We start from the raw sequence: 22,218 nt of genomic DNA on the forward strand, positions 1-22,218 counted from the left end.
CGGTCTGCGATCAGCGCAATAGTTTTTCGTGAAATTCTGCCGGATAGTCTTTGTGGACCTTCAGCACCGTTGTGACCCTGGTGCCATAGTCTGGCGACACGATGCAGGGTGATGACAATAATCTTTCCATCTCGAACGAGATGCCGGTATCCGGCAGGCGGCAGTCGGGTGCTGGTGTGGTACTGGCCAATACTTCAAAATAGGCGTCCACTGGCGCACGCTGACAAATCATGCTGGCAAATTCTGCCTTGGTTCTGACAACTTTTGGCCACGGGGTATCCAGCGACGCATTGGAAATACCGTAAATGCCAGGCGGCAGTGGCTGGCCGTTGCGCACGTCATCCTGATGTCGGTTTGAAAACCAGATCAGGTCTTCCTGATCACCCAGCAGCAGATTGAAGCCGTTATAGTCAGCCACCTGATCACGGATGCTGGCAATATAGTCCTGTGCGCTGAGCGCACTGTTGAGGTAATTGGCGACCAGTTCACCACGCGATGGTGCGTCTTCACGGCGTTCTGCAGGGGCACGGATATTGGTGATGGCGGCAAATTTGGTGGTCAGGCTGTCAGCACCATTTTGACTGGTGATGCCCATCCAGGTGCCGCCAGACTGCAAGTCACGGCCGGCAAAGATATGAGGATTATCTTCCCACCAGCTTGCAGCAGCAGCGGGGCGCTCGTAGAATTCATCACGATTACCCGCAAAAATCAGCGGTGTGCAGGGTATCAGTTTCCAGGCAAAAACAATCAGGCACATAAGCTCACATCCATAAAATATTCCATATGTCGTTCACCCTGCAGCAATTCGGATAAACGGGTTTGGGCATACGCTTGTGCCAGTTGCTGTTCAAAATCCGGGCTGACCTGACGATGCACTTCCATCCAGGTGTGCAGGCCATCTTGCGCAGATGGCCTTCTTTGCAAACCATGGGCATTGCCAGACTGTTGTCGCATATGGTCCTGGAGCAGTTGTTCCTGAAGGATCACTTCAGTCTCCTGGCTGCTCATGGTTTTAAAATAGATATAACAATCCATATCGGCGGTCTTTATCGTTTCTGGTCTTGCATGCTTCATGGATGCAGTCAGTGTTGTCAGTTATTGCGTAATGTCCAAAATTTCGTAAGGCAAGGGCAGTAACGCAAGCTCTGTGCCAGTAGCTGAACCCAGATGCAGTTTGCCTTCTTGCTGATCACTTAATTTCATTTCTATCAATGCCAGGCTGCTGCCAGTCTGTTCTTCTTCGGCGTTGACTACCATGCCACAAGGCTGGCTTGCATCATCGCTATGGAAAATTTCCGTGCCCGGCAATACCTGTCCGGCGGCTATTCTGGCCAGGCCCATGCGGCGCTTCAACTTACCCAGATACTGGCTACGCGCAACAATTTCCTGTCCGGGATAACATCCCTTCTTGAAGTTAACGCCGCCTATCAGTTCAAAGTTGACCATTTGCGGAACAAATTGTTCTTGCGTAGCCGGAAGGATGATCGCGATACCCGCCTGTATATCCGTCAGACGCCAGGCCGCCGTGTTCACAACCTGTAACTGGCTGCTGAGTGTAGGCCAGGCTTGCTGTGCCAGTTCAGGTGAGGTAATCCATTGAAAACGCGCCTGTTGTTCTGCATCCGGCAAGCGCAATAAACTGCCTGATGCATTGGTGACTTGCGTATTTGCCGTGGTGGGCAATTGCGGGAACCAGTTTTGCAGCACGCCAGCAGCGGCTGAACCACCCAGGCCCAGTACTACTTGTTCGGAATTACTATCCATCAGTTTGGCTTTTGCTCTTAATACAAACATTTGCAGACGTTTTTGCACTGCGGCTTGCAGAGGGCGGGATAGCTGCAAGACTATGCCTTGCTCGTTTTTCCAGTACAGAAAACTGGCCAGCATGCGCCCTTTGGGGGTGCAATAGGCTGCGCGACGCACATCCGTAGCATTCAGATGTTCTACATCATTGCTTAATTGATTGTGCAGAAAGCTGCCAGCATCCTCGCCAGTGACCAGGATCAGGCCCAGGTCTGTCAAAGGGGCGACAAAGCCCGCTTGCAAGGCAGTGGATTGCCAGTGAGGCGCAAATCCCCGGGTATCGCCGTTTTCAATGACAGCGCCTTGGCCGGACAAAAATTCTTCCCAGATCATATTAATATACTCACTCTTCTTTGCTGATTCGCTTATTGTTCGTACTGGCCTTACAATACCGCCTGCACCTGTTCAGGCGAATTATAGTAGCGTCCGCAAAATTGCGTCAGAACACACTCAATTTTTAAATAAGCTGCCTGCATGGGATTCATAAAAAAACTTTTTTTCTTGCTGATATTGCTGGCATGCGCTGCTGGCTACGGATTCTATTCGTGGATGCAGCAGCCGCTGTTTGAGGGCAGGCCGACCATAGAATTTGCGATCAAGCCAGGTAGCAGCGTGCGTGCCTCGGCTCGCCAGATCCAGGATGCCGGTGTGCCGGTCAACCCCATGTTGCTTGAGGCGCTAGCCCGGGTTTTGGGCAAGGCCAACCAGGTAAAGGCCGGATCTTACGAAATTGAAGCAGGCAAGACACCACAGGATTTGCTGAATAAAATCGTTAATGGCGACTTTTCCATGGCCAGCCTGGCCATCATCGAAGGCTGGACCTTCCAGCAAATGCGCAAGCTGGTCGATGCCCATCCTGCTATCAAGCATGAAACCCAGGGCTTGAGCGAAGCCGACCTGATGCGCAAGATCAGTCCTGAATTCAGTCAGGCAGAGGGATTGTTTTTTCCGGACACCTACCGGTTTGCCAAAGGCAGCTCGGATGTACAGCTGTACCAGCAGGCTCATACGCAATTATTGAAGAAACTCGATGAAGCATGGAAAAAGCGTGAGTCTGATCTGCCGTATAAAAACCGCTACGAGGCGTTGACCATGGCCTCCATCATCGAAAAAGAGACAGGCCAAAAGTCGGAACGTAATATGATCGCTGCAGTGTTTATCAACCGCTTGCGGATTGGCATGCTGTTGCAGACTGATCCTACCGTCATTTATGGCATGGGCGAGCGGTATCAGGGCAAAATATACAAACGTGACTTGTTGACGGATACGCCCTATAACACTTATACCCGTGCCGGTTTGCCACCGACACCCATTGCCCTGCCTGGTATGGACTCGCTGGCAGCCGCATTTAGTCCAGCCAAGAGCGATGCCTTATACTTTGTGGCGCGTGGCAATGGTACCAGCCAGTTTTCACATAATCTGGATGACCATAATCGTGCCGTTAATAAGTATCAGCGTTGAAATACCGGCACCAGAAATAGTAATAACGACCCCATCTTCAAAAATATGCAGAGCAAGAACCAAACAGGAAAATTCCTTACCTTTGAAGGCATAGACGGTGCCGGCAAATCGACGCATATCGCTTACGTCGCAGAGTATCTACAGGAAAAACTCCAGAAACGTGGCATAAAAGTCATTTGTAGTCGTGAACCTGGGGGTACACTCCTGGGCGAAACCTTGCGGGCGCTACTGCTGCAACACAAGATGCATCTGGAAACAGAAGCCCTGTTGATGTTCGCCGTAAGGCGTGAACATCTGGCGCAACTAATACAGCCTGCGCTGGAACGGGGTGACTGGGTGATTTCTGATCGCTTTACCGACGCCACTTTTGCGTACCAGGGTGGCGGCAGGAAATTGCCGCTGGATAAACTGAATACGCTGGAACGATGGGTACACCCCGATCTGCAACCAGACCTGACCCTGTTGTTTGATGTACCACTGGAAGTGGCCAGGGCACGCCTTGATGCGACCCGCGACCTGGATAAATTTGAACAGGAAAAGGCCGATTTCTTTGCCGCCACCCGGCAGGAATACGTGCGTCGTGCGGCAGAATTTCCACAACGTTTCAGGATCATCGATTCGACTCAAAGCATCGCCGACATACGCCTGCAACTGGATAAATTGATGGATGAGCTGCTGGATAGCGCTCAATCGGCAGCATGACCCATCCACTCTACAGCTGGCAGCAAGACGCCTGGCAGCAATTGCAGGCATTGGGGCAACGTTTGCCACATGCCTTTCTGTTGCATGGCCCGCAAGGTATAGGCAAGACGGTGTTTGCCGAACACCTGGCACAATCCCTGTTATGTGAAAGCCCGGGCGACGGTGGCCATGCCTGCCAGCAATGCGGTTCCTGCGGCTGGTTTGCCCAATACAGCCATCCTGATTACCGTCGCGTACGTCCAGAATTGCTGGACGAAGATGAAGCACAGTCCGTTGAGGCAGATGCAGAACCGGTCAGCAAAACCACCAAAGCCAGCAAGGCACCATCGAAAGAGATTGTTATCAATCAGATTCGTGCCCTGTCGGATTTCATGAACATATCTACGCACCGCAGCGGCAGGCGGGTCATCGTCCTGTATCCGGCGGAAGCGCTGAATGTGCCGGCTGCGAATGCCTTGCTGAAGTCGCTGGAAGAGCCAAATCCGAATACCGTGTTTATCCTGGTGTCAAACAGCATAGACCGTTTGTTGCCGACCATCTTGTCACGTTGCCACAAGTTTCCGCTTGGTTTGCCTGACCCGGCCGTTGCGCTGAAATGGCTGCAGCAGCAAGGTGCGCGCGATGCCGATGTATGGCTGGCGCAGCAGGGCGGGGCACCGTTGGCGGCTTTCGAGATGGCACAGTCGGATTTGCGTGCGGATCTGGATGAGTTTTTGGGGTATCTGAGCAAACCAGGCACAGAACTTAGCCTCAGGACTGCCGATAAAATGCAGAAAATGGACATGCCAGTCGTCGTTGGATGGCTACAGCGCTGGCTTTACGATATATTTTCCTATAAACAAAGTGGCAGAATCCGGTATCATCCTCGCTATGAAAAGGAGTTGAGAGCCTTGTCGTTGCATGTGAATGAAGCTGTTTTGCAGAAATTCATCAAGAATTGCAATGAAAGACAGGCCATTGCCAGCCATCCTTTATCCGCCAAATTGTTTTTGGAAGATATGTTGCTGGAATACTCTGCACTATTTGATTAAAGCATTGCGAAAGCCAGAAAAATGTCAGATTTACCAGCAGATCCCAGTGTTCCGCTCAATATACCTTCACCCAATCGTCCTTCGGTGCTGTCTTTGGCCATCAAGGAAAAAGCAGCCTTGTTTGCTGCTTACATGCCGTTTTTGAAAAATGGCGGGATTTTTGTTCCCACCAATAAAACCTATCGTCTGGGCGAAGAGATTTACCTGATTTTGACCCTGCTCGATGATCCGAACAAATATCCTATTGCCGGCAAGGTGGCATGGATTACGCCAGCCGGGGCCGGTAACAACAAGTCTCAGGGCATAGGTGTGCACTTCCCGGATGACGAGAGTGGCACCCGCATACGTCTGCGCGTGGAAGAGTTACTTGGCGCTGCGGTGCGTTCGTCCAGAGCGACCCATACACTTTGAGTTTGAACAGATGTCGCAAGCATTTACACACCGTTTGGCAAGTTTTGATGACTTGCCGCAAATCGTCGCCATTTATAATTCCACAGTAGCTTCGCGTGAGGTGACTGCCGATACCGAACCTGTCAGTGTTGAATCCCGGCACGCCTGGTTTCATGAACATCGTCCTGAAACGCGCCCGCTCTGGGTCTGCGAGCAGGATGGTCAGGTCATAGGCTGGCTTTCGTTTTCCAATTTTTACGGCCGGCCAGCTTATTCAGGTACCGCCGAATTGTCGATATACCTGCATGAAGCAGCCCGGGGAAAAGGACTGGGACGGTATTTTTTGAGTCAGGCCATTGCCTTTGCGCCTTCCATTAATGTGCATACCCTGCTTGGTTTTATTTTTGGTCACAATCTGCCCAGCCTGAAATTATTCGCTGCATTTGACTTTGAAACCTGGGCCAATATGCCACGCGTCGCCACACTGGATGGCATAGAGCGCGATTTAATCATTCTTGGCAAGCGTGTAGCCTGAGCCTGTCAGCAGCATCAGCACGGTTCCTGAAGCTTCACCTTGTTGTCATTTTCAAACGGCTTGCCATGCAAGTCGTTGTTTCTTATTTTTTGAAGGTTTTTCATTATGCTCAGCTATCGTCACGGCTTTCATGCTGGCAATCATGCCGATGTACTTAAACATTTTGTCCTGGTCCAGTTGCTGGAATACATGGGGCAAAAAGACACGGCCTATTCCTACATAGACACACATGCCGGAGCTGGCCTGTATTCTTTGGACAGTGGTTATGCCAGCAAGAATGCAGAGTACGAGACCGGTATCGCCCCTTTGTGGGACAGGAAAGACCTGCCCGAGGCCATGGTTTCCTATATGAAGCTGATCAGGGACCTGAACCCGAGTGGTAAGATGCGCTATTACCCCGGTTCGCCGTATTGTGCGAACGCTGTCATGCGCGAGCAGGATCGCTTGCGCCTGTTCGAGTTGCATCCCAGTGAAATCAAGATACTTGCCGAAAACTTTCGCAAGCTGGATGCCCATGCGGCCGAACAGGGCCGGCGTACAACCGTGCGTGGCAAGCGCGTGATCATATCTGCTGGCGACGGTTTTGAAAGCATGAAAGCACTGTTACCGCCACCGTCACGTCGTGGTCTGGTGTTGATCGACCCACCCTATGAAGTCAAGGATGATTACCGTCGCGTCAAGGTGTGCCTGGAAGATGCGCTGAAGCGCTTCCCTACAGGTACATTTGCAGTCTGGTATCCGGTGTTGCAAAGACAGGAGTCACGCAGCCTACCTGAAAAACTCAAGCGCCTGCAATCCAATAGCTGGCTCAACGTGACGCTGTCCATCAGTGGTCCTACACCAGATGGTTTTGGCTTGCACAGCAGCGGTATGTTCATCCTCAATCCACCCTGGACCCTGGTTGCCACACTGCGGGAAGTCATGCCTTACCTGGTCAGCGTATTGGGTCGGGATTCCAGCGCCAATTTTGTGCTGGAATCCGGTGATGGGCCGATGCCAGGCAAGCGTTTGCAAAAATAAATGCTAAATTAAGTACGGTGGAAGCGGGCAAAAACGAGAGGCGAAATAATAAAACTCGCTTTTGCGATACAAGTCCCGATTCATGATTGTTGCGATGCGGAAGATGGATTCTTCCGCATTTTTGTTTATGGAGAATGAGAAACCGGAAAGATGTGGGTAGTCCTGGTTGTGCGTTGCGGAAGAAATACTGATTGACGAATTAGTACGGTCGTACAAAAATCGGTAAAGAATAAAATTCAGCCTAACAGGTGATCAGCAAAGTAATCCATAACGTCGCATCTTTCAGGAGAACAAATGTCGTCTTACCCGATGAGCCCTTTGATGGGGCAAATGATGAGCAAGCCCATGCTTATTTCCAGCCTTATCGAGCATGCCGATCGTTATTTCGGAAAAAACGAAATCGTTTCCCGTCGCGTTGAAGGTGATATTCATCGCTACAATTACACCGAGTGCCACAAGCGCGCCAAAAAACTGGCAAATGCTTTCGCCGGTATGGGTGTCAAAATGGGCGACCGTATCGCCACCCTGGCCTGGAATGGCTACCGTCATCTGGAAGCCTATTACGCCGTATCCGGCTCTGGCGCTGTCCTGCACACCATCAACCCCAGGTTGCATCCGGAGCAGATTGCCTACATCGCCAATCATGCCGAAGACCAGTACCTGCTGTTCGACATCACTTTCCTGCCTATCGTGGAGGCAATTGCCAGTCATTGCCCGCTGATCAAGGGTTACATCATGATGTGCGATCGTGACAGGTTGCCTGCCGACAGCAAAATCCCTAACCTGATGGCGTATGAAGATGTGATCGATGCCAACAGCGAAGATTTTGTATGGCCAATATTTGACGAAAATTCTGCTTCCAGCCTGTGCTATACCTCGGGTACTACGGGTAACCCCAAGGGTGCGCTGTATTCGCATCGTTCCACCATTCTGCATTCTTACGCTTCTTCTTTGCCTGACGGCTTGAATGTCTCTGCGCGTGACTCGGTTTTGCCGGTCGTACCCATGTTCCACGTGAATGCTTGGGGCTTACCGTACTCTGCGCCACTGAATGGGTCCAAGCTGGTATTCCCTGGCCCGCATCTGGATGGCAAATCTCTGTATGAATTGTTTGAGCAGGAAAAAGTGACATTCTCGGCAGGTGTACCTACGGTATGGCTGGGGCTGTTGACTTATGTGGCACAAAACAACCTTAAGTTTTCGAGCTTCAAGCGCACTGTCATCGGTGGCTCGGCATGTCCGCCGGCGATGATGAAGACCTTGCGCCACACCTACGGCGTGGAAGTGGTTCATGCCTGGGGCATGACAGAGATGTCGCCACTGGGCACGGCGGGCACGCTGATGGCCAAACACACTGATCTGAATGAAGATGAAAAGCAGTCCATACTGGAAAAACAGGGACACGTATTGTACGGCGTTGACATGAAAATCGTGGACGACGCTGGCAAGGAATTGCCATGGGACGGTAAAACCTATGGCAATTTACTGGTCAAGGGACAATGGATTATTGACCATTATTATAAAAACGAAGGTGGTGATGTACTTGAAGATGGCTGGTTCCCAACCGGTGACGTGGCGACTATAGACGGTGATGGCTACATGCAGATCACTGACCGCAGCAAGGACGTGATCAAGTCAGGCGGTGAATGGATAGGCACGATAGACCTGGAAAATGTGGCGGTATCACATCCGGCAGTTTTGCAGGCAGCATGCATAGGCGTATTCCATCCTAAATGGGATGAACGTCCTTTGTTGCTGGTAGTGAAGAAGTCGGGAGCCGAAGTCAGCAAAGAAGAGCTATTGCAATATTTTGATGGCAAGGTCGCAAAATGGTGGTTGCCGGATGATGTGGTGTTTATCGACAGCCTGCCTTTGGGCGCGACCGGCAAAATTTTGAAAAATAAACTCAGGGAGCAATTCAAGGAACATAAACTACCAACTGCATAGGAAGTGACAGGCTGCGCGTGGTTTTCTGTACCCCGCAGTGGCCTGTGAAGTGGCGATAAAACGAAAAAAAATCTAGATTCCAAACTACGAGAATACCGGAGAGAGACAAATGAAATTTCCTTTACGTGCAAGCCTTGCCGCAGTCGCTTTAACCTTCGCCGTACCAGCGGTCATGGCAGATACCATCAAGATCGCTTATATCGATCCACTGTCAGGTGCCTTTGCACCAGTTGGACAAAACATCCTGAATTCTTATCAGTTCATTGCCGACAAGGCGAATGCAGAAAAATGGGCAGGTGAACATAAATTTGAAGTGGTCGGCTTTGATAACAAAGGCAGCCCGCAGGAATCCCTGAATGTTTTGAAGACCGTCATCGATAAGGGCTTCCGCTATATCACCCAGGGAAATGGCTCGGGTGTGGGGCTGGCATTGCTTGATGCGGTTAACAAGCACAATGAACGTAATCCAGGCAAGGAAATCATCTACCTGAACCATGCTGCGGTAGATCCTGACATGACCAACAGCAAATGCAGCTACTGGCATTTCCGTTTTGATTCCAATTCAGATATGAAAATGGAAGCACTGACGACTTTCATGGCCGCTGACAAGAATATCAAGAAGGTGTATATCATCGGTCAAAACTATTCTTTCGGTCAGCAGGTAACACGTGCTGCCAAAGAATACCTGGCACGCAAACGTCCTGACATACAAATCGTTGGCGATGACTTGCATCCTATTGGTCAGGTCAAGGACTTCTCGCCTTACGTGGCAAAAATCAAGGCGTCTGGTGCTGACACCGTAATTACAGGTAACTGGGGGGCTGATCTGGCATTGCTGATCAAATCCGCCAAAGACGCAGACTTGAAAGCCAATTTCTACACTTACTATGCAGCCACGACCGGTGTGCCAACTGCCATGGGTACAGCAGGTATGGACCGCGTTAAATACGTGGGTTACTGGAATCCGAATAACGAAACCTTCTCTGGCAAGGATATTGTTGAAGGTTTCAAGAGCAAGTACAAGGATGACTACTATTCCATCGCAACCTATTCGGTGCTGATGGCGATGTCCCAGGCTGTCAAGCAAGCCAAATCCATCGAACCTGCAAAAGTAGCCGTTGCTCTGGAAGGTTTGAACTTCAAAAGCCTCAACGGTGATGATGTAATGCGCAAGGTGGATCACCAGATCCAGCAGCCGCTGTATATTGCCACCTGGGTCAAAACCAACGGCAAGGATGTCAAGTTTGATCAGGAAAATACTGGCATGGGGTGGAAGACCAATCAGAAGATCGATTCTTTTGTCGCTTCCCAGCCATCTTCTTGCCAAATGAAACGACCTGGCTAAATAACGCAGAGAAGAGAGGCACTTGTATAGTGCCCTCTCTTTTTTTACCTATAAATAGTACGATCGTTCAAGAATTTTCTGAAAAGGATCTTTGCTGTGGAATTCACACTGATCACTTTGTTGAATGGCGTCAGTTACGGCCTGCTGTTGTTTATGCTGTCGTCCGGACTGACTCTGATATTCAGCATGATGGGCGTACTTAATTTCGCCCATGCCAGCTTTTATATGCTGGGAGCCTATTTTGCCTATGCCATCAGTGTCAAAATTGGTTTTTGGCCTGCCCTGGTTCTCGCCCCACTGGTGGTTGGTTTCATAGGGGCCATGGTAGAACGTTACGGACTGCGCTCGGTGCATAAATACGGCCACATCCCGGAACTGTTGTTTACCTTTGGGTTGTCGTACGTGATTGTGGAACTGGTGCAACTGATCTGGGGCCGCTCAACCGTGCCTTATCCTATCCCCGCAGCACTGGATGGGCCCTTGTTTACTCTGTACACCACCACATTCCCCATGTATCGCGGTTTCATGATGCTGGTGGCCTTATTGATGCTTGCATCGATTTACCTCTTGCTGACCCGTACCCGCATTGGTCTGGTGATACAGGCAGCACTGACCCATCCGGATACGGTAGAAGCATTGGGGCACAATGTGCCACGGGTTTTCATGCTGGTATTTGGTGGTGGCTGTGCTCTGGCCGGGCTTGCCGGCGTGGTGGGTGGCAATGCCTTTGTCACGGAACCAGGCATGGCAGCCACACTGGGCAGCATCATTTTTGTGGTGGTGGTCGTTGGTGGCATGGGCTCGCTGGCAGGTGCTTTCGTGGCGTCGTTGCTGATCGGGGTCTTGCAGACTTTTGCCGTGGCACTGGATTTTTCGTTTGTGTCACTTTTTTCCCTGTTCGGCATGTCAATAACAGCCAGCGCACCAGGCTATTCGTTGTTGAGCCTTACCATCGCCCAGGTCGCGCCGATATTGCCCTATCTGTTATTGGTACTCATCCTGATTTTCAGGCCCAGAGGTTTACTCGGTACGCGTGAAGGATAAAAGATGAGCAAACCTTTAGTATTCAAACCCATCAATATTGCCCGCTGGCTGATCTGGAGCGGCTTTTCAATCCTGCTGATTGTCGCTCCTCTGATTTTTAGTGCGGGTGGTTCACTGTCACTGCTGTCACAGATTGGTACGGTGATGATCTTTGGCCTGTCATTCAATATGTTATTGGGGCAGGGTGGCATGCTGTCCTTTGGACATGCCGTGTATTCAGGATTGGGGGCATTTTTCGCCATCCACGCCATGAATATGTTAGCTGCTGGCAGTCTGATATTCCCCGTCACACTGATACCTTTGATCGGGGGTGTCGCTGGCATGTGTTTTGGTGTTCTGTTCGGTTATGTCACGACCAAAAAATCAGGAACCACGTTTTCCATGATTACCCTTGGCATGGTGGAACTGGTGTTCGCCGGTTCGCTGATGTTCCCCAGTTTTTTTGGTGGTGAAGGCGGCATTGCCACCAACAGGGTGATTGGTCAGCCATTCCTGGGCATCACTTATGGACCGCAAATCCAGGTGTATTACCTGATTGCCTTCTGGCTGTTCATCAGCACCATCGGTATGTATGCTTTCACCCAAACTCCCTTGGGACGCATGGTGAATGCCGTACGCGATAATCCTGAAAGGGTGGAATTTGTCGGCTATGACACCCAGTGGGTGCGATATCTGACCTTGATCTTGTCTGCATTTTTTGCCGGTATCGCAGGCGGATTGTCAGCCATCAATTTCGAGATTGTTACGGCTGAAAACGTCAGTGCCGTACGTTCTGGCGCGGTGCTGCTGTTCACCTTCATCGGTGGTGTAGGCTTTTTCTTCGGCCCTTTGATCGGTGCGGTGATTGGCGTGTTCCTGACAGTCATGCTGTCTGACCTGACCAAAGCCTGGCAGCTATACCTGGGCGTGTTCTTCATCCTGATAGTGATGTATGCCCCGGGTGGTATCGCCAGTATCATTATGATGAATCTGCGGGTGGCCAAGTTTGGTTTGTTCAAGCGGGTCTGGCCTGCCATGTGGAAACTGGTATTGGCAGGGGCATTCACTACATTTGGCATCATCATTGGCGTGGAAATGCTGTATCAGCGTACGCTGGAAGCCACTCAAAGTTCGGTTATCAACCTGTTTGGTGTGACCGTTGATACGGCCAGTCACACGGCATGGCTGGTAACTTTAGCCATTATCGCGGTGGGTATCTTTGCCTGCACCAGACTTAAGGGGGGCTTTAGCCGTCACTGGGGTGATGTCAATTCAGAAATTGAAGAACAGATGCGGAGGGCGCAAACATGAGTGGCTTTTCGCTGGAATTAAAAGAAGTACGCAAGTCCTTTGGTAGTGCAGAAATCATTCGTGGTGCGACTTTGCAAGTGCCTAAAGGGGAACGTTTTGCCATCATTGGACCTAATGGTGCGGGCAAATCGACCCTTTTTAACCTGATATCAGGCCGTTTCTCGATTACATCAGGCGATATTTTGCTGAACGGTGAAAGCATCAGCGGCTTGAAACCGTACGAAATCAACCGTCGCGGTTTGTCACGCAGTTTTCAGATCACCAATATCTTCCATCGCCTGTCGGTGTACGAAAACCTGCGTTGTGCCGTACTGTGGTCCTTGGGGTACAAGTACTCTTTCTGGCACAGACTGGGTGGCTTGAAGGATGCGCATGAAAGGGCCGAAGCCGTGCTGGAGCAAATTGGGCTGAAGCGCCGGCGCAATATCACCGCTGGCCTGCTGACTTATGCTGAACAGCGTGCGCTGGAAATCGGCATCACGATTGCCGGTGGCGCAGATGTCATTTTGCTGGATGAACCAACGGCGGGTATGAGTCGCTCTGAATCAGATGCCGCAGTGGAGCTGATACGCAAGGTCACCGTCGGCAAGACACTGTTGATGGTCGAACATGACATGAGCGTCGTGTTTGGCCTTGCCGATAAAATTGCCGTGGTGGTATATGGCGAAGTGATTGCCTGTGATACACCGGCCAATATCCGCAATAATCAGAAAGTCAAAGATGCTTACTTAGGTGGGCACGCACCGGCGGAGGTTGAATGAGTTTGCTCACGATAAAAAATCTGAATGCTTACTATGGCAAGAGCCATGTCCTGCATGGCGTGGACATGCACGTTAATCCTGGCGAAATTGTCAGCTTGCTAGGGCGCAACGGGGTAGGGCGTTCGACTACGGTGAAGGCAACCATGGGGCAGGTGGATGCAACGGGGTCTATCCTGTTCAAGGGAGAAGAGATCATCGGTTTGAAAGCCTTTCAGATTGCCCATCGCGGCCTGGGTTATGTGCCTGAAAACCGGGATATTTTTCCGAGCTTGACGGTGGAACAAAACCTGATGCTGGGTGAAAAATCTGGCCGCGACAAAAACAGCAAGCCACGCTGGAGCATGGAAGACATGTACCAGATGTTCCCACGCCTGCGTGAACGCAGGAATACTCAGGCTGGTGTCATGTCGGGCGGCGAACAGCAAATGCTGACACTGTGCCGTACCCTGATGGGGGACCCTGACCTGATCATGATCGATGAGCCGACCGAAGGCCTGGCACCAAAGATTGTGGAACTGGTGGCCGAATACCTGAAGGAATTGAAAAATCGCGGCATCTCGGTCTTGCTGGTGGAGCAAAAACTGGCGATTGCCCTTGAAATTTCACAGCGGGTGTATGTAATGGGACATGGCAGTATAGTTTTTGAAGGTAGCCCGGCAGATTTGCGGGCGAATGAAAATATACGCAAGGAGTGGCTGGAGGTTTAGCCGCCGTAGCCGTCGAACACAGGACAAGGCTTTTGTCCGTATCGCCCAGACAAGTTAATTTTGTCCTGTCTGGGTGATACGGATACCTGCATTCTGATCACTTCAAAACTGCCAAACGTATTATTGGATAGCTATCAAAAAATTTTTAGATTAAAATAATACGATCGTTCTATTTTAAGGTATAGTAAGGACAGCATCGCTTTTATATCCTGCTTTACAGATACCAGACAGTTGTCCGGCCATGACGCCAGGCAATTGGGAATCCAAACCGCATTTCTAATATAGGAAGAGACATGAGCGCAGAATACCAAGTGAATGGCAATATTGCCGTTATTACCCTGAACAATCCCCCTGTGAATGGTCTCGGTCATTCCACGCGTACGGCAATTGTTAACGGGATGAAGCAGGCCCTGAATGATGATGCCGTCAAGGCCATTGTGATTACCGGTGCGGGCAAGGCGTTTTCTGGCGGTGCAGATATCAAGGAATTCAATTCCCCGAAAGCATCTGCCGAACCCAGCCTGCATACTGTTATCAATGTGGTGGAAGGTTCTACCAAACCTGTGGTTGCCGCAATCCATACCGTCTGCATGGGTGGTGGCCTGGAACTGGCGCTGGGTTGTAACTACCGTGTTGCCGCCAAAGGTGCGCAGATAGCCTTGCCGGAAGTTAAACTGGGTATCTTGCCTGGTGCTGGCGGTACACAGCGCCTGCCACGCGTACTGGGGCTGGAAATGGCGTTAAACATGATCGTTTCTGGTACACCTGTACCATCTGAAAAACTGGCCAAGACAGCCATTTTCAATGAAGTGGTGGAGGCTGATGTGTTGACGGCCGCTCTGGCTTTTGCAGCAAAAGTAGCTGATGTGCGCCCTTTGCCACGTGTGCGTGATATCAAGATCGATTACCCCAACTACGAAGCTTACCTGCAATTCTCACGCAATACCGTGCGCGCCATGGCAGGGCCTTTCCCAGCGCCGTTGAAATGCGTGGAAGCCGTAGCCGCAGCAGTCACCAAAAAATTTGATGATGGCATTAAGTTTGAGCGTGAACTGTTCGTTGACCTGGTACAGACTACCGAATCCAAAGCCTTGCGTCATGCCTTCTTTGGCGAGCGTGCGGCCAGCAAACTGCCCGATGTGCCAGAAGATACGCCGACACGCCCGATTAAATCGGTTGCCGTTATCGGTGCGGGTACCATGGGCGGCGGCATTGCCATGAATTTTGCGAATGCCGGCATACCGGTACAAATCCTGGAAATGAAGCAGGAAGCGCTGGAAAAAGGCCTGGCCACCATCCGTAAAAATTATGAAAACACCCTGAAAAAAGGCAAGCTGACGCAAGAGAAATTTGAACAGCGCGTAGCTCTGATCACTGGCACTTTGGCGTATGAAGACATCGCCCAGGCCGATATCGTGATTGAAGCCGTATTTGAAGACATGGGCGTTAAAGAACAGGTATTCAAGAAACTGGATGAAGTCATGAAACCAGGTGCCATCCTGGCATCGAACACCTCTACGCTGGATGTCGACAAGATTGCCGACTTTACCAAACGCCCTGAAGATGTTATCGGTACCCACTTCTTCAGTCCGGCCAATGTCATGAAGTTGCTGGAAATCGTACGCGGCAAGAAAACGGCCAAGGATGTGCTGGCAACCGTACTGGGCCTGTCCAAGAAAATCAAGAAAACCGGCGTGGTATCCGGCGTTTGCGATGGCTTCATCGGTAACCGCATGATAGAACAATACAGCCGTCAGGCCGGCTTCCTGCTGGAAGAGGGCTGCACACCGGAACAGGTTGACAAGGCAGTAGAAAAAATGGGCTTTGCCATGGGGCCGTTCCGTATGGGTGACTTGGCAGGTAACGATATTGGCTGGTATATCCGCAAGCGTCGTTACGTAGAAAAACCACAGATCACTTACTCCAAAACAGCCGATCTGTTATGCGAAATGGGACGCTATGGTCAAAAGACTGGTGCGGGCTGGTATGACTATAAACCCGGCGATCGCAAAGCCTATCCTTCTGCCGTTGTGAATGACATGATCATCAAGCATTCCGCTGATCTGGGTGTAGAACGTCGCAAAATTTCCGATCAGGAAATCGTCGAACGCCTGATATTCGCGCTGGTGAATGAAGCGGCGTATATTCTGGAAGAAGGCATTGCAACCAGGGCATCGGATATCGACATGGTTTACCTGACAGGCTACGGCTTCCCGCTGCACACCGGTGGCCCCATGTTCTATGCAGACACGGTGGGTCTGACAAATGTTGTCATGTCCATGGAAAAATATGCCAAAGGTCGTCATGGCGATGCATGGAAACCAGCGCCGTTGTTGGCCAAACTGGCGGCAGAAGGTAAAACTTTCAACTAAGTTTTATCCAGGTTTGAAATAAATATAATAATAAACAGGTAGCAATTCTGTAAGCGGTTGATCTGAATGATCAACCGCTTTTTTTATTACATGTCCTGTTGACGGCCGGTTTAATTGCTTAGATGGGCTTGGCTACGCGGATATATCCCACGATGGCAGCTGGATCGCTGTCATCAATATCGATGCGGGTGCCAAATTTTTCGCTCAGCGCTTGCAATGTGGTGAGGATTTTTTTTGCCTGTACGCCATCCGCCAGTGCCGGTAAACCACGTGTTTGCATGAATACAGGCTCAGCACCATTTTCATTGAGGGCAACGGGTGTCAGTTTGATGGATTTGATGGTGTGTGAATTTGCATCATCGTATTCCAGTTCAGCCATCACCGACTCCCACACTTCTGACTGGTAGAAATTGACTTTCCTGGTCTGGAAAAAGAAATTGCCCAGGCCATAGAAAATCGGTTTTCCCTGATAAATTTCTATACCCTGCAAGCGTGGCTCGCCATGTGCAAAATATACATCGGCCCCGCGCTCTATGCAGCGGTGTGCAAAATCTACCCGCCATTGTTCGATACCGCCGGCCTGGTTGACTTGTTTCTGGTTCCAGTGATGATTGTGGTGGTAGGCGACTACAATGGCCTGTTGCTTGCGCGCTTCGGCGATGCTGAGCTCTATGCGCTGCTGGTCTTCGGTGTTGACGGTATTGGCAGTATCTGCAATGGACAGGGTATTGACGCCAATCGCCGTTTTCTTTGCCTGCAATTTTACCTTGTCGGTGGCGAAGGCAATCAAGGCAACTGAAGTGACTTGCTGGCCCGGCGACTTGGCGGACTTCAGCGGCAGATAACGAGGTGCGCTTGCCGCAGCTTCATCACCTATGCCTGCCAGAGGGATGTTCAAATTCTGAAACAGGGCGATCAATGAGGTGATGCCCGCCAGGCCATTATCGCTGGCATGGTTATTGGCGGCAGCAAACATCACCTGATTAGGGGCAAAGCGGATTTGTTTCGTGATCAGATTGACGATGCTTTCACTACTCACTTCGTGAAAAAAATCGCTTTCTTTGTCACGCCCCGGTTCTGCTGCACGGGCCTGGGCTGCGTCAATTTTCAGCGCTGATTCCAGTTCCAGTATTACCGTTTCGCTGTTGCGCATGAGCGCAAAAACGCTGTCCAACTGTTGCCTGATTTTTTGTAATTCGACATTGTTGGCGTACCTGGCCGTGTCATAGGTAGCCAAATTATGCTGCAACATTACCTGGCCGGTCAGCAAGATATGATGCCTGCCTGTTTGCGCCGTGCTGGTCTGGCAGAACAAGCCCAGTAGCAGGGCAGAAAGGATAGAGCGGGCGAATCGTCCATGCTGTTTCATGGTGTGCCTTTATATGTGTGTGTACTTATTTGCGTGTACTTATTTATGTGTACATATTTGTTGAAATTTGTTTGTGTAAACTTATGCTGGAATGATGGGAAGCACAACATGCGAAGGCCGTACGCTGTCACAAAAGACGATATTACGAGCGACTTTCACCGGCCCACTGACACCTTCGGCAGCACCCGTATTCGGATTGCAGTCAAACTTGGGGAAATTGCTGCTGGAAATATCGATACGTATCTTGTGCCCAGCCTTGAAGACATTGCTGACTGGGAAAGCATCCACGGTGACACGATAGGTGGTGCCGGGCACCATCATCTCTGGTTGTTCCCATGAATCGCGATAGCGGGCGCGCCGTATGCCATCGGTGAGTATCATTTCATAGCCTTCCGGATAGTCGGCGTTGGGCGGGTAGACATCAATCAGTTTGACTGTAAAGTCGGTATCGATACAGTCTGAGCTTATCCATAAGACAGCACTGATGGCACCCGTGATTTCAACATCTGCGTTCAGCGTTGCGGACTGGAATACGAGTATATCGTCACGTTCTCGAAGTGGCGCGCTGGAAGCATCGCAAAAAAAGATGCCCGGGCCACAACGCTGGTCATAGGCGCCGCCTACCATCAGGGGCTCACCCGAGGTGACGGCCCCACCTATGGTCGGCACTGGCCAATGCGGATCGTAATCATAGGCCAGTTGCGCCTGTTCTTGCTGCGGCATGTCAGTTGACAGGCTAGCATCCTGATGCAGGTAATATGCGGTTTCGCGGGCGCGCTGTAGCGGCCATCCGGATTCGACGCGCCAGCTTCCACCATGCTCCATGCGTCCTTCGACATTTTTACGGCCACTGCCGCCACCCATCACAAAAATGCACACATTTGGTAAAGCATCATTATTGTCTTGAGCATCGTTTTTTAGATAGCGGTCAAACCATTGCAGGCGCAATGTCAGGAAATCTGGTGCCAGGTTATTGTCCAGTGTCGCGGCAGGACCAAAGTCGACATCACCGGCAAAAGTCTGCGAACGGTTGCCATGCGTCCAGGGTCCAAGGATCAGGCAGGCAGGGCCTTTACCGGCGGCTATCAGGCCAGCGTAATTGGTGCAGGCCGTGCGCGAATAGGGGTCATACCAGGACGACATGTGTACTGTGGCTGCTGCCGGGAACTGGCTATAGTAGCCTTCAGCATACAGGCCAGGCTGGCGCCAGTAGTCATCAAAAGTACCGCGCCGCCACTGGTCGAACAAATAATCTTCATATTCGGGTGCCAGACTGAGCGGCGACGCGCCCGGCTGCCATTGCTCGACGCGGCGAAACCATGCTTCGATATCCAGCGAGGCCAGTGCATCGTATTTTTCTTTATCACTAAGGATGCCGGGGCTTTCCATCGCGCGCTTGATGGCCCAGGTGACTTGTTTCATCTCGAACGCGCCACCCTGGCGTATGCCACCCTGGTAAGCGTTCGAGAAGCCACCAGAATCAAAAAACATGGCAACCACCCCGGGCGCACTGGTACTACCCAATGCTGCCTGGGTATGCGCTGCATACGACAGACCTTTGGTGCCTATGCGCCCGTTTGACCATGGCTGTTCAATGATCCAGGCACAGGTGTCATAGCCATCTTCACCATCGCTGGTGTACTTGACGAATACCCCCTCAGACTCGTAACGCCCGCGACAATCCTGGTACACCACGGCATAGCCATGACGCACAAAGAATTCAGCAATGCTTGCACGGCTTATAGGTATGGGATCGTTCAGCGTACGTTCGCTGCGACTGGGTTGCGTCTTGCCATATGGCGTGCGTTCCAATATCACAGGAAAGCGCTGGGTCGGATCGCTGGTGACGGGGAGGTAGATGTCGGTTGCCAGTTTGATGCCGTCGCGCATGCTTACCATGACACTGTGCATCATTTTGACTGTGCCAGTTGATGGTACATGGCCGACAACCGGCACCGCAGCGGCGACGGGTTGCCCGGCTGCGGCATGGGTGGATATGAATAACATAGCTTACTTTCAAATATTGGTTCAGTTCGACTAAAGCAAAGCCACGAAAATTAAGGAAAATGGCGTAACATCACAGTTCCGGCAAATTCTTGTTGGCAAAATAGTGCTTGGTCTCTTTCAGAAATTCTGTGGCCAGACGGCTGGGCGTCGATAGTGATGAGGTGACGAATGCATATTCATTGCTCAGTATCGGTTCGAAGCGGCGCATGACCAGACCTGGGCGCATATAAAACTCGGCCAGCAGGCGATTGACCAGAGCCACTCCCAGCCCGCGGGCAGCAAAGGCACAGGCTGAGCTGACGGTATGTGTTTCAATGCGGGCATCGGGCTGCACACCTGCACGGGAGAAGGTGGTATCAATGGTGGCGCGTGAATTTTGTCCATACCCCAACAAGATCAGCGGTTCGCCGCGCAGCAGTTTTGGTGTCAGGGTGCGGTGACTGGCCAGCGTATTATCTGCCTGCAAGACACACACCGTTTCATTGATGCAGACCGGGTCTTCACGCAAGTCATCACGATTGACTGGGACGACCAGGAAGCCACCATCGACAGTGCGGGTGGCGATCATGGATTTCGCCACTTCACGGCTATGCGAATCAACCGAAATGCGCACGCGCGGGAAGCGGGCACTGAAGGCTGCAACGATGTCAGGCAAGATACCTTCACAAAAGCTGGGTGGCGCTACCAGTTTCAGGTGACCGATACGGAAACCTGAAATGTCGCTGACCAGACTCTGTATGCGCTGGAAGCCATTCAGTGACAAAGACACTTCCTCATACAGCAGCAAGCCATCCTGCGTCGGTACCAGTCTGCCATGATCACGATGGAATAGCTCGAAACCAATCAGCGCTTCCAACTGTGCCAGTTGACGGCTGACAGCAGGCTGCGACATGCCTATGCGAGTGGCGGCAGCAGTCACAGAGCCAGTGCGGACGATCTCGTAAAACGCCCGCAAGGCTTTCAGATTGAGCAGGTCTTCGTTCATGGCGATCAGTAGTGCAGTACCACGGCCAGCATGGTAGCGATGGCGGCGATTACGGTGAAGATGCCGAACAGCGGCAGGATCAGGCGGAACCAGCGACCATAAGGAATGCCACCAGCCGCCAGGAACGCCAGCAACATGCCCGAAGTCGGCGAAAACATATTCACCAGACCATTGCCGAGTATGAAGGCCAGTACCGTGGTTTGCCCACTGACGCCGACGCTTTCACCGATAGGCCCAAGAATGGGAATACTGAGCGCAGCCTTGGCCGATGTAGACGGTATCAACAGCGTCAAGACCATTTCCAGCCCCATGATGATAGGTGCAACCAGTATCGGTGACAGGTGTTCAACCTGAGTCGAAGCATAGGCAATGATGGTGTCCAGGATACGGCCTTCACGCAGCACGATTTCCACACCCCGTGCCATGCCCAACAGCAGCGCCGCCAGCGTCATCGAATTCATGCCTTCGACAAACGCATGGGCACCAACACGCGCTCCCATGCCATAAGCAAGCCCGACGCATAACGCGGTCACCATATACAGCGTGGCAAATTGCGAGTCGCGCCAGCCCAGTGCTGTTGACCCATACACCAGTACTGCCAGTGCAATGCAGACGATCGCGATCACCAGGAAGTGTGGCTTTGACAAAGGCTTGCTTTCAAAGACGGCAGCTTTGACTGGACGTGGTTCCATGCGCAATACAAACAGGATAGCCAGCGTCAGGAAGATCGCCCACAGCGTCAAACGCACCAGTGCACCGCTGAATACCGGTACCCCGACGATGGGCTGGGCAATCAGCAGGGCCAGTGGATTCGACACCGATGCCAGGTAGCCGACCTTGGCTGCCAGGGTCAGCAGTGTAAATCCATACAAGCGGCTCATGCCCAGGCGTTCTGCAATCGCAATCACTACCGGAATGAAGATCAGATACTCCGTGATCATACCCAGGAAGGTGCTGCCAGCCGATAAAATCACCATCACCACTGGTGTCAATACCACGACACGCCCGCCGGTCAGGCCTAATAGCCGCTCAATCCCGGCATCAAAGGCACCCGTAGCACGAAACACCCCCAGCAAACCACCCAGCAGCAGGATCATGAAGATCAGGTTGGCTGACTTCACCAGCCCCGCTGGCACGGAAGTGAAGATTGCCATCGGTGACAACGGTGCGGCCTCGGTCTTGCTTTGCGGTTGCTGTATCAGTGCCGTAGCGTTGATGGTCTTGGGTATGGAGTGATAACTTCCCGGCACCACAGGCGACACCTCGGTAGCGCCGCTGCGCTGGTACTCGCCGGATGGCAAGACCCAGGTCAGAAGCACACCTATGGCCAGCGCGATGAACATCATCATGACTGGTTCCAGCGCCCAGCGCCGTTTGACAATGTTATCTGTCGCGGGCTGGTCGGATTCTGCCTTGTCTGGCTTGTCTATCATGTTGGACATAGTCATT

At 51.6% G+C, this 22,218-nt stretch carries 20 protein-coding genes; 13 read left to right on the forward strand and 7 right to left on the reverse strand.

The window, feature by feature from the left end; translation table 11 throughout:
- Nucleotides 1-10: 10 nt before the first annotated feature.
- From ACO0LK_RS21965 to ACO0LK_RS21975, 3 genes are read right to left on the reverse strand one after another with little or no spacing between them, the layout of a single operon-like run.
- Nucleotides 11-757, reverse strand: coding sequence for an NRDE family protein (locus ACO0LK_RS21965; protein WP_422978854.1), 747 nt, complete (start codon nucleotides 755-757; stop codon nucleotides 11-13).
- Nucleotides 748-1,074: a DUF4936 family protein gene (locus tag ACO0LK_RS21970; protein ID WP_422978856.1), complete on the reverse strand. Its 327-nt coding sequence runs from the start codon at nucleotides 1,072-1,074 to the stop codon at nucleotides 748-750. The genes ACO0LK_RS21965 and ACO0LK_RS21970 overlap by 10 nt, the downstream gene beginning before the upstream one ends.
- 21 nt (nucleotides 1,075-1,095) lie before the next feature.
- Nucleotides 1,096-2,136 (reverse strand): YgfZ/GcvT domain-containing protein, encoded by a 1,041-nt coding sequence (locus ACO0LK_RS21975; RefSeq protein ID WP_422978858.1) that lies wholly within the window; start codon nucleotides 2,134-2,136, stop codon nucleotides 1,096-1,098.
- Nucleotides 2,137-2,277: 141 nt separating this feature from the next.
- Between ACO0LK_RS21975 and mltG the strand changes: the two genes are divergently transcribed.
- The 13 genes from mltG to ACO0LK_RS22040 all read left to right on the forward strand — a co-directional run bounded on the left by mltG (nucleotide 2,278) and on the right by ACO0LK_RS22040 (nucleotide 16,408).
- Nucleotides 2,278-3,264, forward strand: coding sequence for an endolytic transglycosylase MltG (gene mltG / locus ACO0LK_RS21980; RefSeq protein WP_422978860.1), 987 nt, complete (start codon nucleotides 2,278-2,280; stop codon nucleotides 3,262-3,264).
- Between the two features lie 45 nt (nucleotides 3,265-3,309).
- Nucleotides 3,310-3,966, forward strand: coding sequence for a dTMP kinase (tmk, locus tag ACO0LK_RS21985; RefSeq protein ID WP_422978862.1), 657 nt, complete (start codon nucleotides 3,310-3,312; stop codon nucleotides 3,964-3,966).
- Complete coding sequence (gene holB / locus ACO0LK_RS21990; protein ID WP_422978863.1) at nucleotides 3,963-4,997, forward strand: DNA polymerase III subunit delta'; 1,035 nt, start codon at nucleotides 3,963-3,965, stop codon at nucleotides 4,995-4,997. Before tmk ends, holB begins: the two co-directional genes overlap by 4 nt.
- Nucleotides 4,998-5,018: 21 nt before the next feature.
- Nucleotides 5,019-5,408: a PilZ domain-containing protein gene (locus tag ACO0LK_RS21995; protein WP_186945163.1), complete on the forward strand. Its 390-nt coding sequence runs from the start codon at nucleotides 5,019-5,021 to the stop codon at nucleotides 5,406-5,408.
- 10 nt (nucleotides 5,409-5,418) lie between these two features.
- Nucleotides 5,419-5,922 carry a GNAT family N-acetyltransferase gene (locus ACO0LK_RS22000; protein ID WP_422978865.1) on the forward strand — a complete coding sequence of 168 codons (504 nt, stop codon included), beginning with the start codon at nucleotides 5,419-5,421 and terminating at the stop codon, nucleotides 5,920-5,922.
- Nucleotides 5,923-6,027: 105 nt separating this feature from the next.
- Nucleotides 6,028-6,942 carry a 23S rRNA (adenine(2030)-N(6))-methyltransferase RlmJ gene (locus ACO0LK_RS22005; RefSeq protein WP_422978867.1) on the forward strand — a complete coding sequence of 305 codons (915 nt, stop codon included), beginning with the start codon at nucleotides 6,028-6,030 and terminating at the stop codon, nucleotides 6,940-6,942.
- Nucleotides 6,943-7,236: 294 nt separating this feature from the next.
- Nucleotides 7,237-8,889 carry a 3-(methylthio)propionyl-CoA ligase gene (locus tag ACO0LK_RS22010; protein ID WP_422978869.1) on the forward strand — a complete coding sequence of 551 codons (1,653 nt, stop codon included), beginning with the start codon at nucleotides 7,237-7,239 and terminating at the stop codon, nucleotides 8,887-8,889.
- 109 nt (nucleotides 8,890-8,998) lie between these two features.
- Entirely contained in the window at nucleotides 8,999-10,234 is a 1,236-nt protein-coding gene (locus tag ACO0LK_RS22015) for a branched-chain amino acid ABC transporter substrate-binding protein (protein WP_422978871.1), read from the forward strand.
- A 96-nt stretch (nucleotides 10,235-10,330) separates the two neighbouring features.
- Complete coding sequence (locus tag ACO0LK_RS22020; RefSeq protein WP_422978873.1) at nucleotides 10,331-11,278, forward strand: branched-chain amino acid ABC transporter permease; 948 nt, start codon at nucleotides 10,331-10,333, stop codon at nucleotides 11,276-11,278.
- A gap of 3 nt (nucleotides 11,279-11,281) precedes the next feature.
- Nucleotides 11,282-12,568 (forward strand): branched-chain amino acid ABC transporter permease, encoded by a 1,287-nt coding sequence (locus ACO0LK_RS22025; RefSeq protein WP_422978875.1) that lies wholly within the window; start codon nucleotides 11,282-11,284, stop codon nucleotides 12,566-12,568.
- A complete protein-coding gene (locus ACO0LK_RS22030; RefSeq protein WP_422978877.1) occupies nucleotides 12,565-13,329 on the forward strand; it encodes an ABC transporter ATP-binding protein in 765 nt (254 codons plus the stop codon). The genes ACO0LK_RS22025 and ACO0LK_RS22030 overlap by 4 nt, the downstream gene beginning before the upstream one ends.
- A complete protein-coding gene (locus ACO0LK_RS22035; RefSeq protein WP_422978879.1) occupies nucleotides 13,326-14,036 on the forward strand; it encodes an ABC transporter ATP-binding protein in 711 nt (236 codons plus the stop codon). Before ACO0LK_RS22030 ends, ACO0LK_RS22035 begins: the two co-directional genes overlap by 4 nt.
- A gap of 293 nt (nucleotides 14,037-14,329) precedes the next feature.
- A complete protein-coding gene (locus tag ACO0LK_RS22040) occupies nucleotides 14,330-16,408 on the forward strand; it encodes a 3-hydroxyacyl-CoA dehydrogenase NAD-binding domain-containing protein (RefSeq protein WP_422978881.1) in 2,079 nt (692 codons plus the stop codon).
- 118 nt (nucleotides 16,409-16,526) lie between these two features.
- Here ACO0LK_RS22040 and ACO0LK_RS22045 read toward each other — a convergent pair whose 3' ends face one another.
- The 4 genes from ACO0LK_RS22045 to ACO0LK_RS22060 form a co-directional block, all read right to left on the reverse strand.
- Nucleotides 16,527-17,777: a CapA family protein gene (locus tag ACO0LK_RS22045; protein ID WP_422978883.1), complete on the reverse strand. Its 1,251-nt coding sequence runs from the start codon at nucleotides 17,775-17,777 to the stop codon at nucleotides 16,527-16,529.
- Between the two features lie 81 nt (nucleotides 17,778-17,858).
- On the reverse strand, nucleotides 17,859-19,784 hold the full coding sequence (locus tag ACO0LK_RS22050; protein WP_422978885.1) for a CocE/NonD family hydrolase: 1,926 nt from the start codon (nucleotides 19,782-19,784) through the stop codon (nucleotides 17,859-17,861).
- A gap of 70 nt (nucleotides 19,785-19,854) precedes the next feature.
- Nucleotides 19,855-20,769 carry a LysR substrate-binding domain-containing protein gene (locus ACO0LK_RS22055; protein ID WP_422978887.1) on the reverse strand — a complete coding sequence of 305 codons (915 nt, stop codon included), beginning with the start codon at nucleotides 20,767-20,769 and terminating at the stop codon, nucleotides 19,855-19,857.
- A 5-nt stretch (nucleotides 20,770-20,774) separates the two neighbouring features.
- Nucleotides 20,775-22,217 (reverse strand): YfcC family protein, encoded by a 1,443-nt coding sequence (locus ACO0LK_RS22060; protein WP_422978889.1) that lies wholly within the window; start codon nucleotides 22,215-22,217, stop codon nucleotides 20,775-20,777.
- Nucleotide 22,218 lies beyond the last annotated feature (1 nt).

Source organism: Undibacterium sp. Ji49W (assembly GCF_049340205.1).
GTDB lineage: Bacteria > Pseudomonadota > Gammaproteobacteria > Burkholderiales > Burkholderiaceae_D > Undibacterium.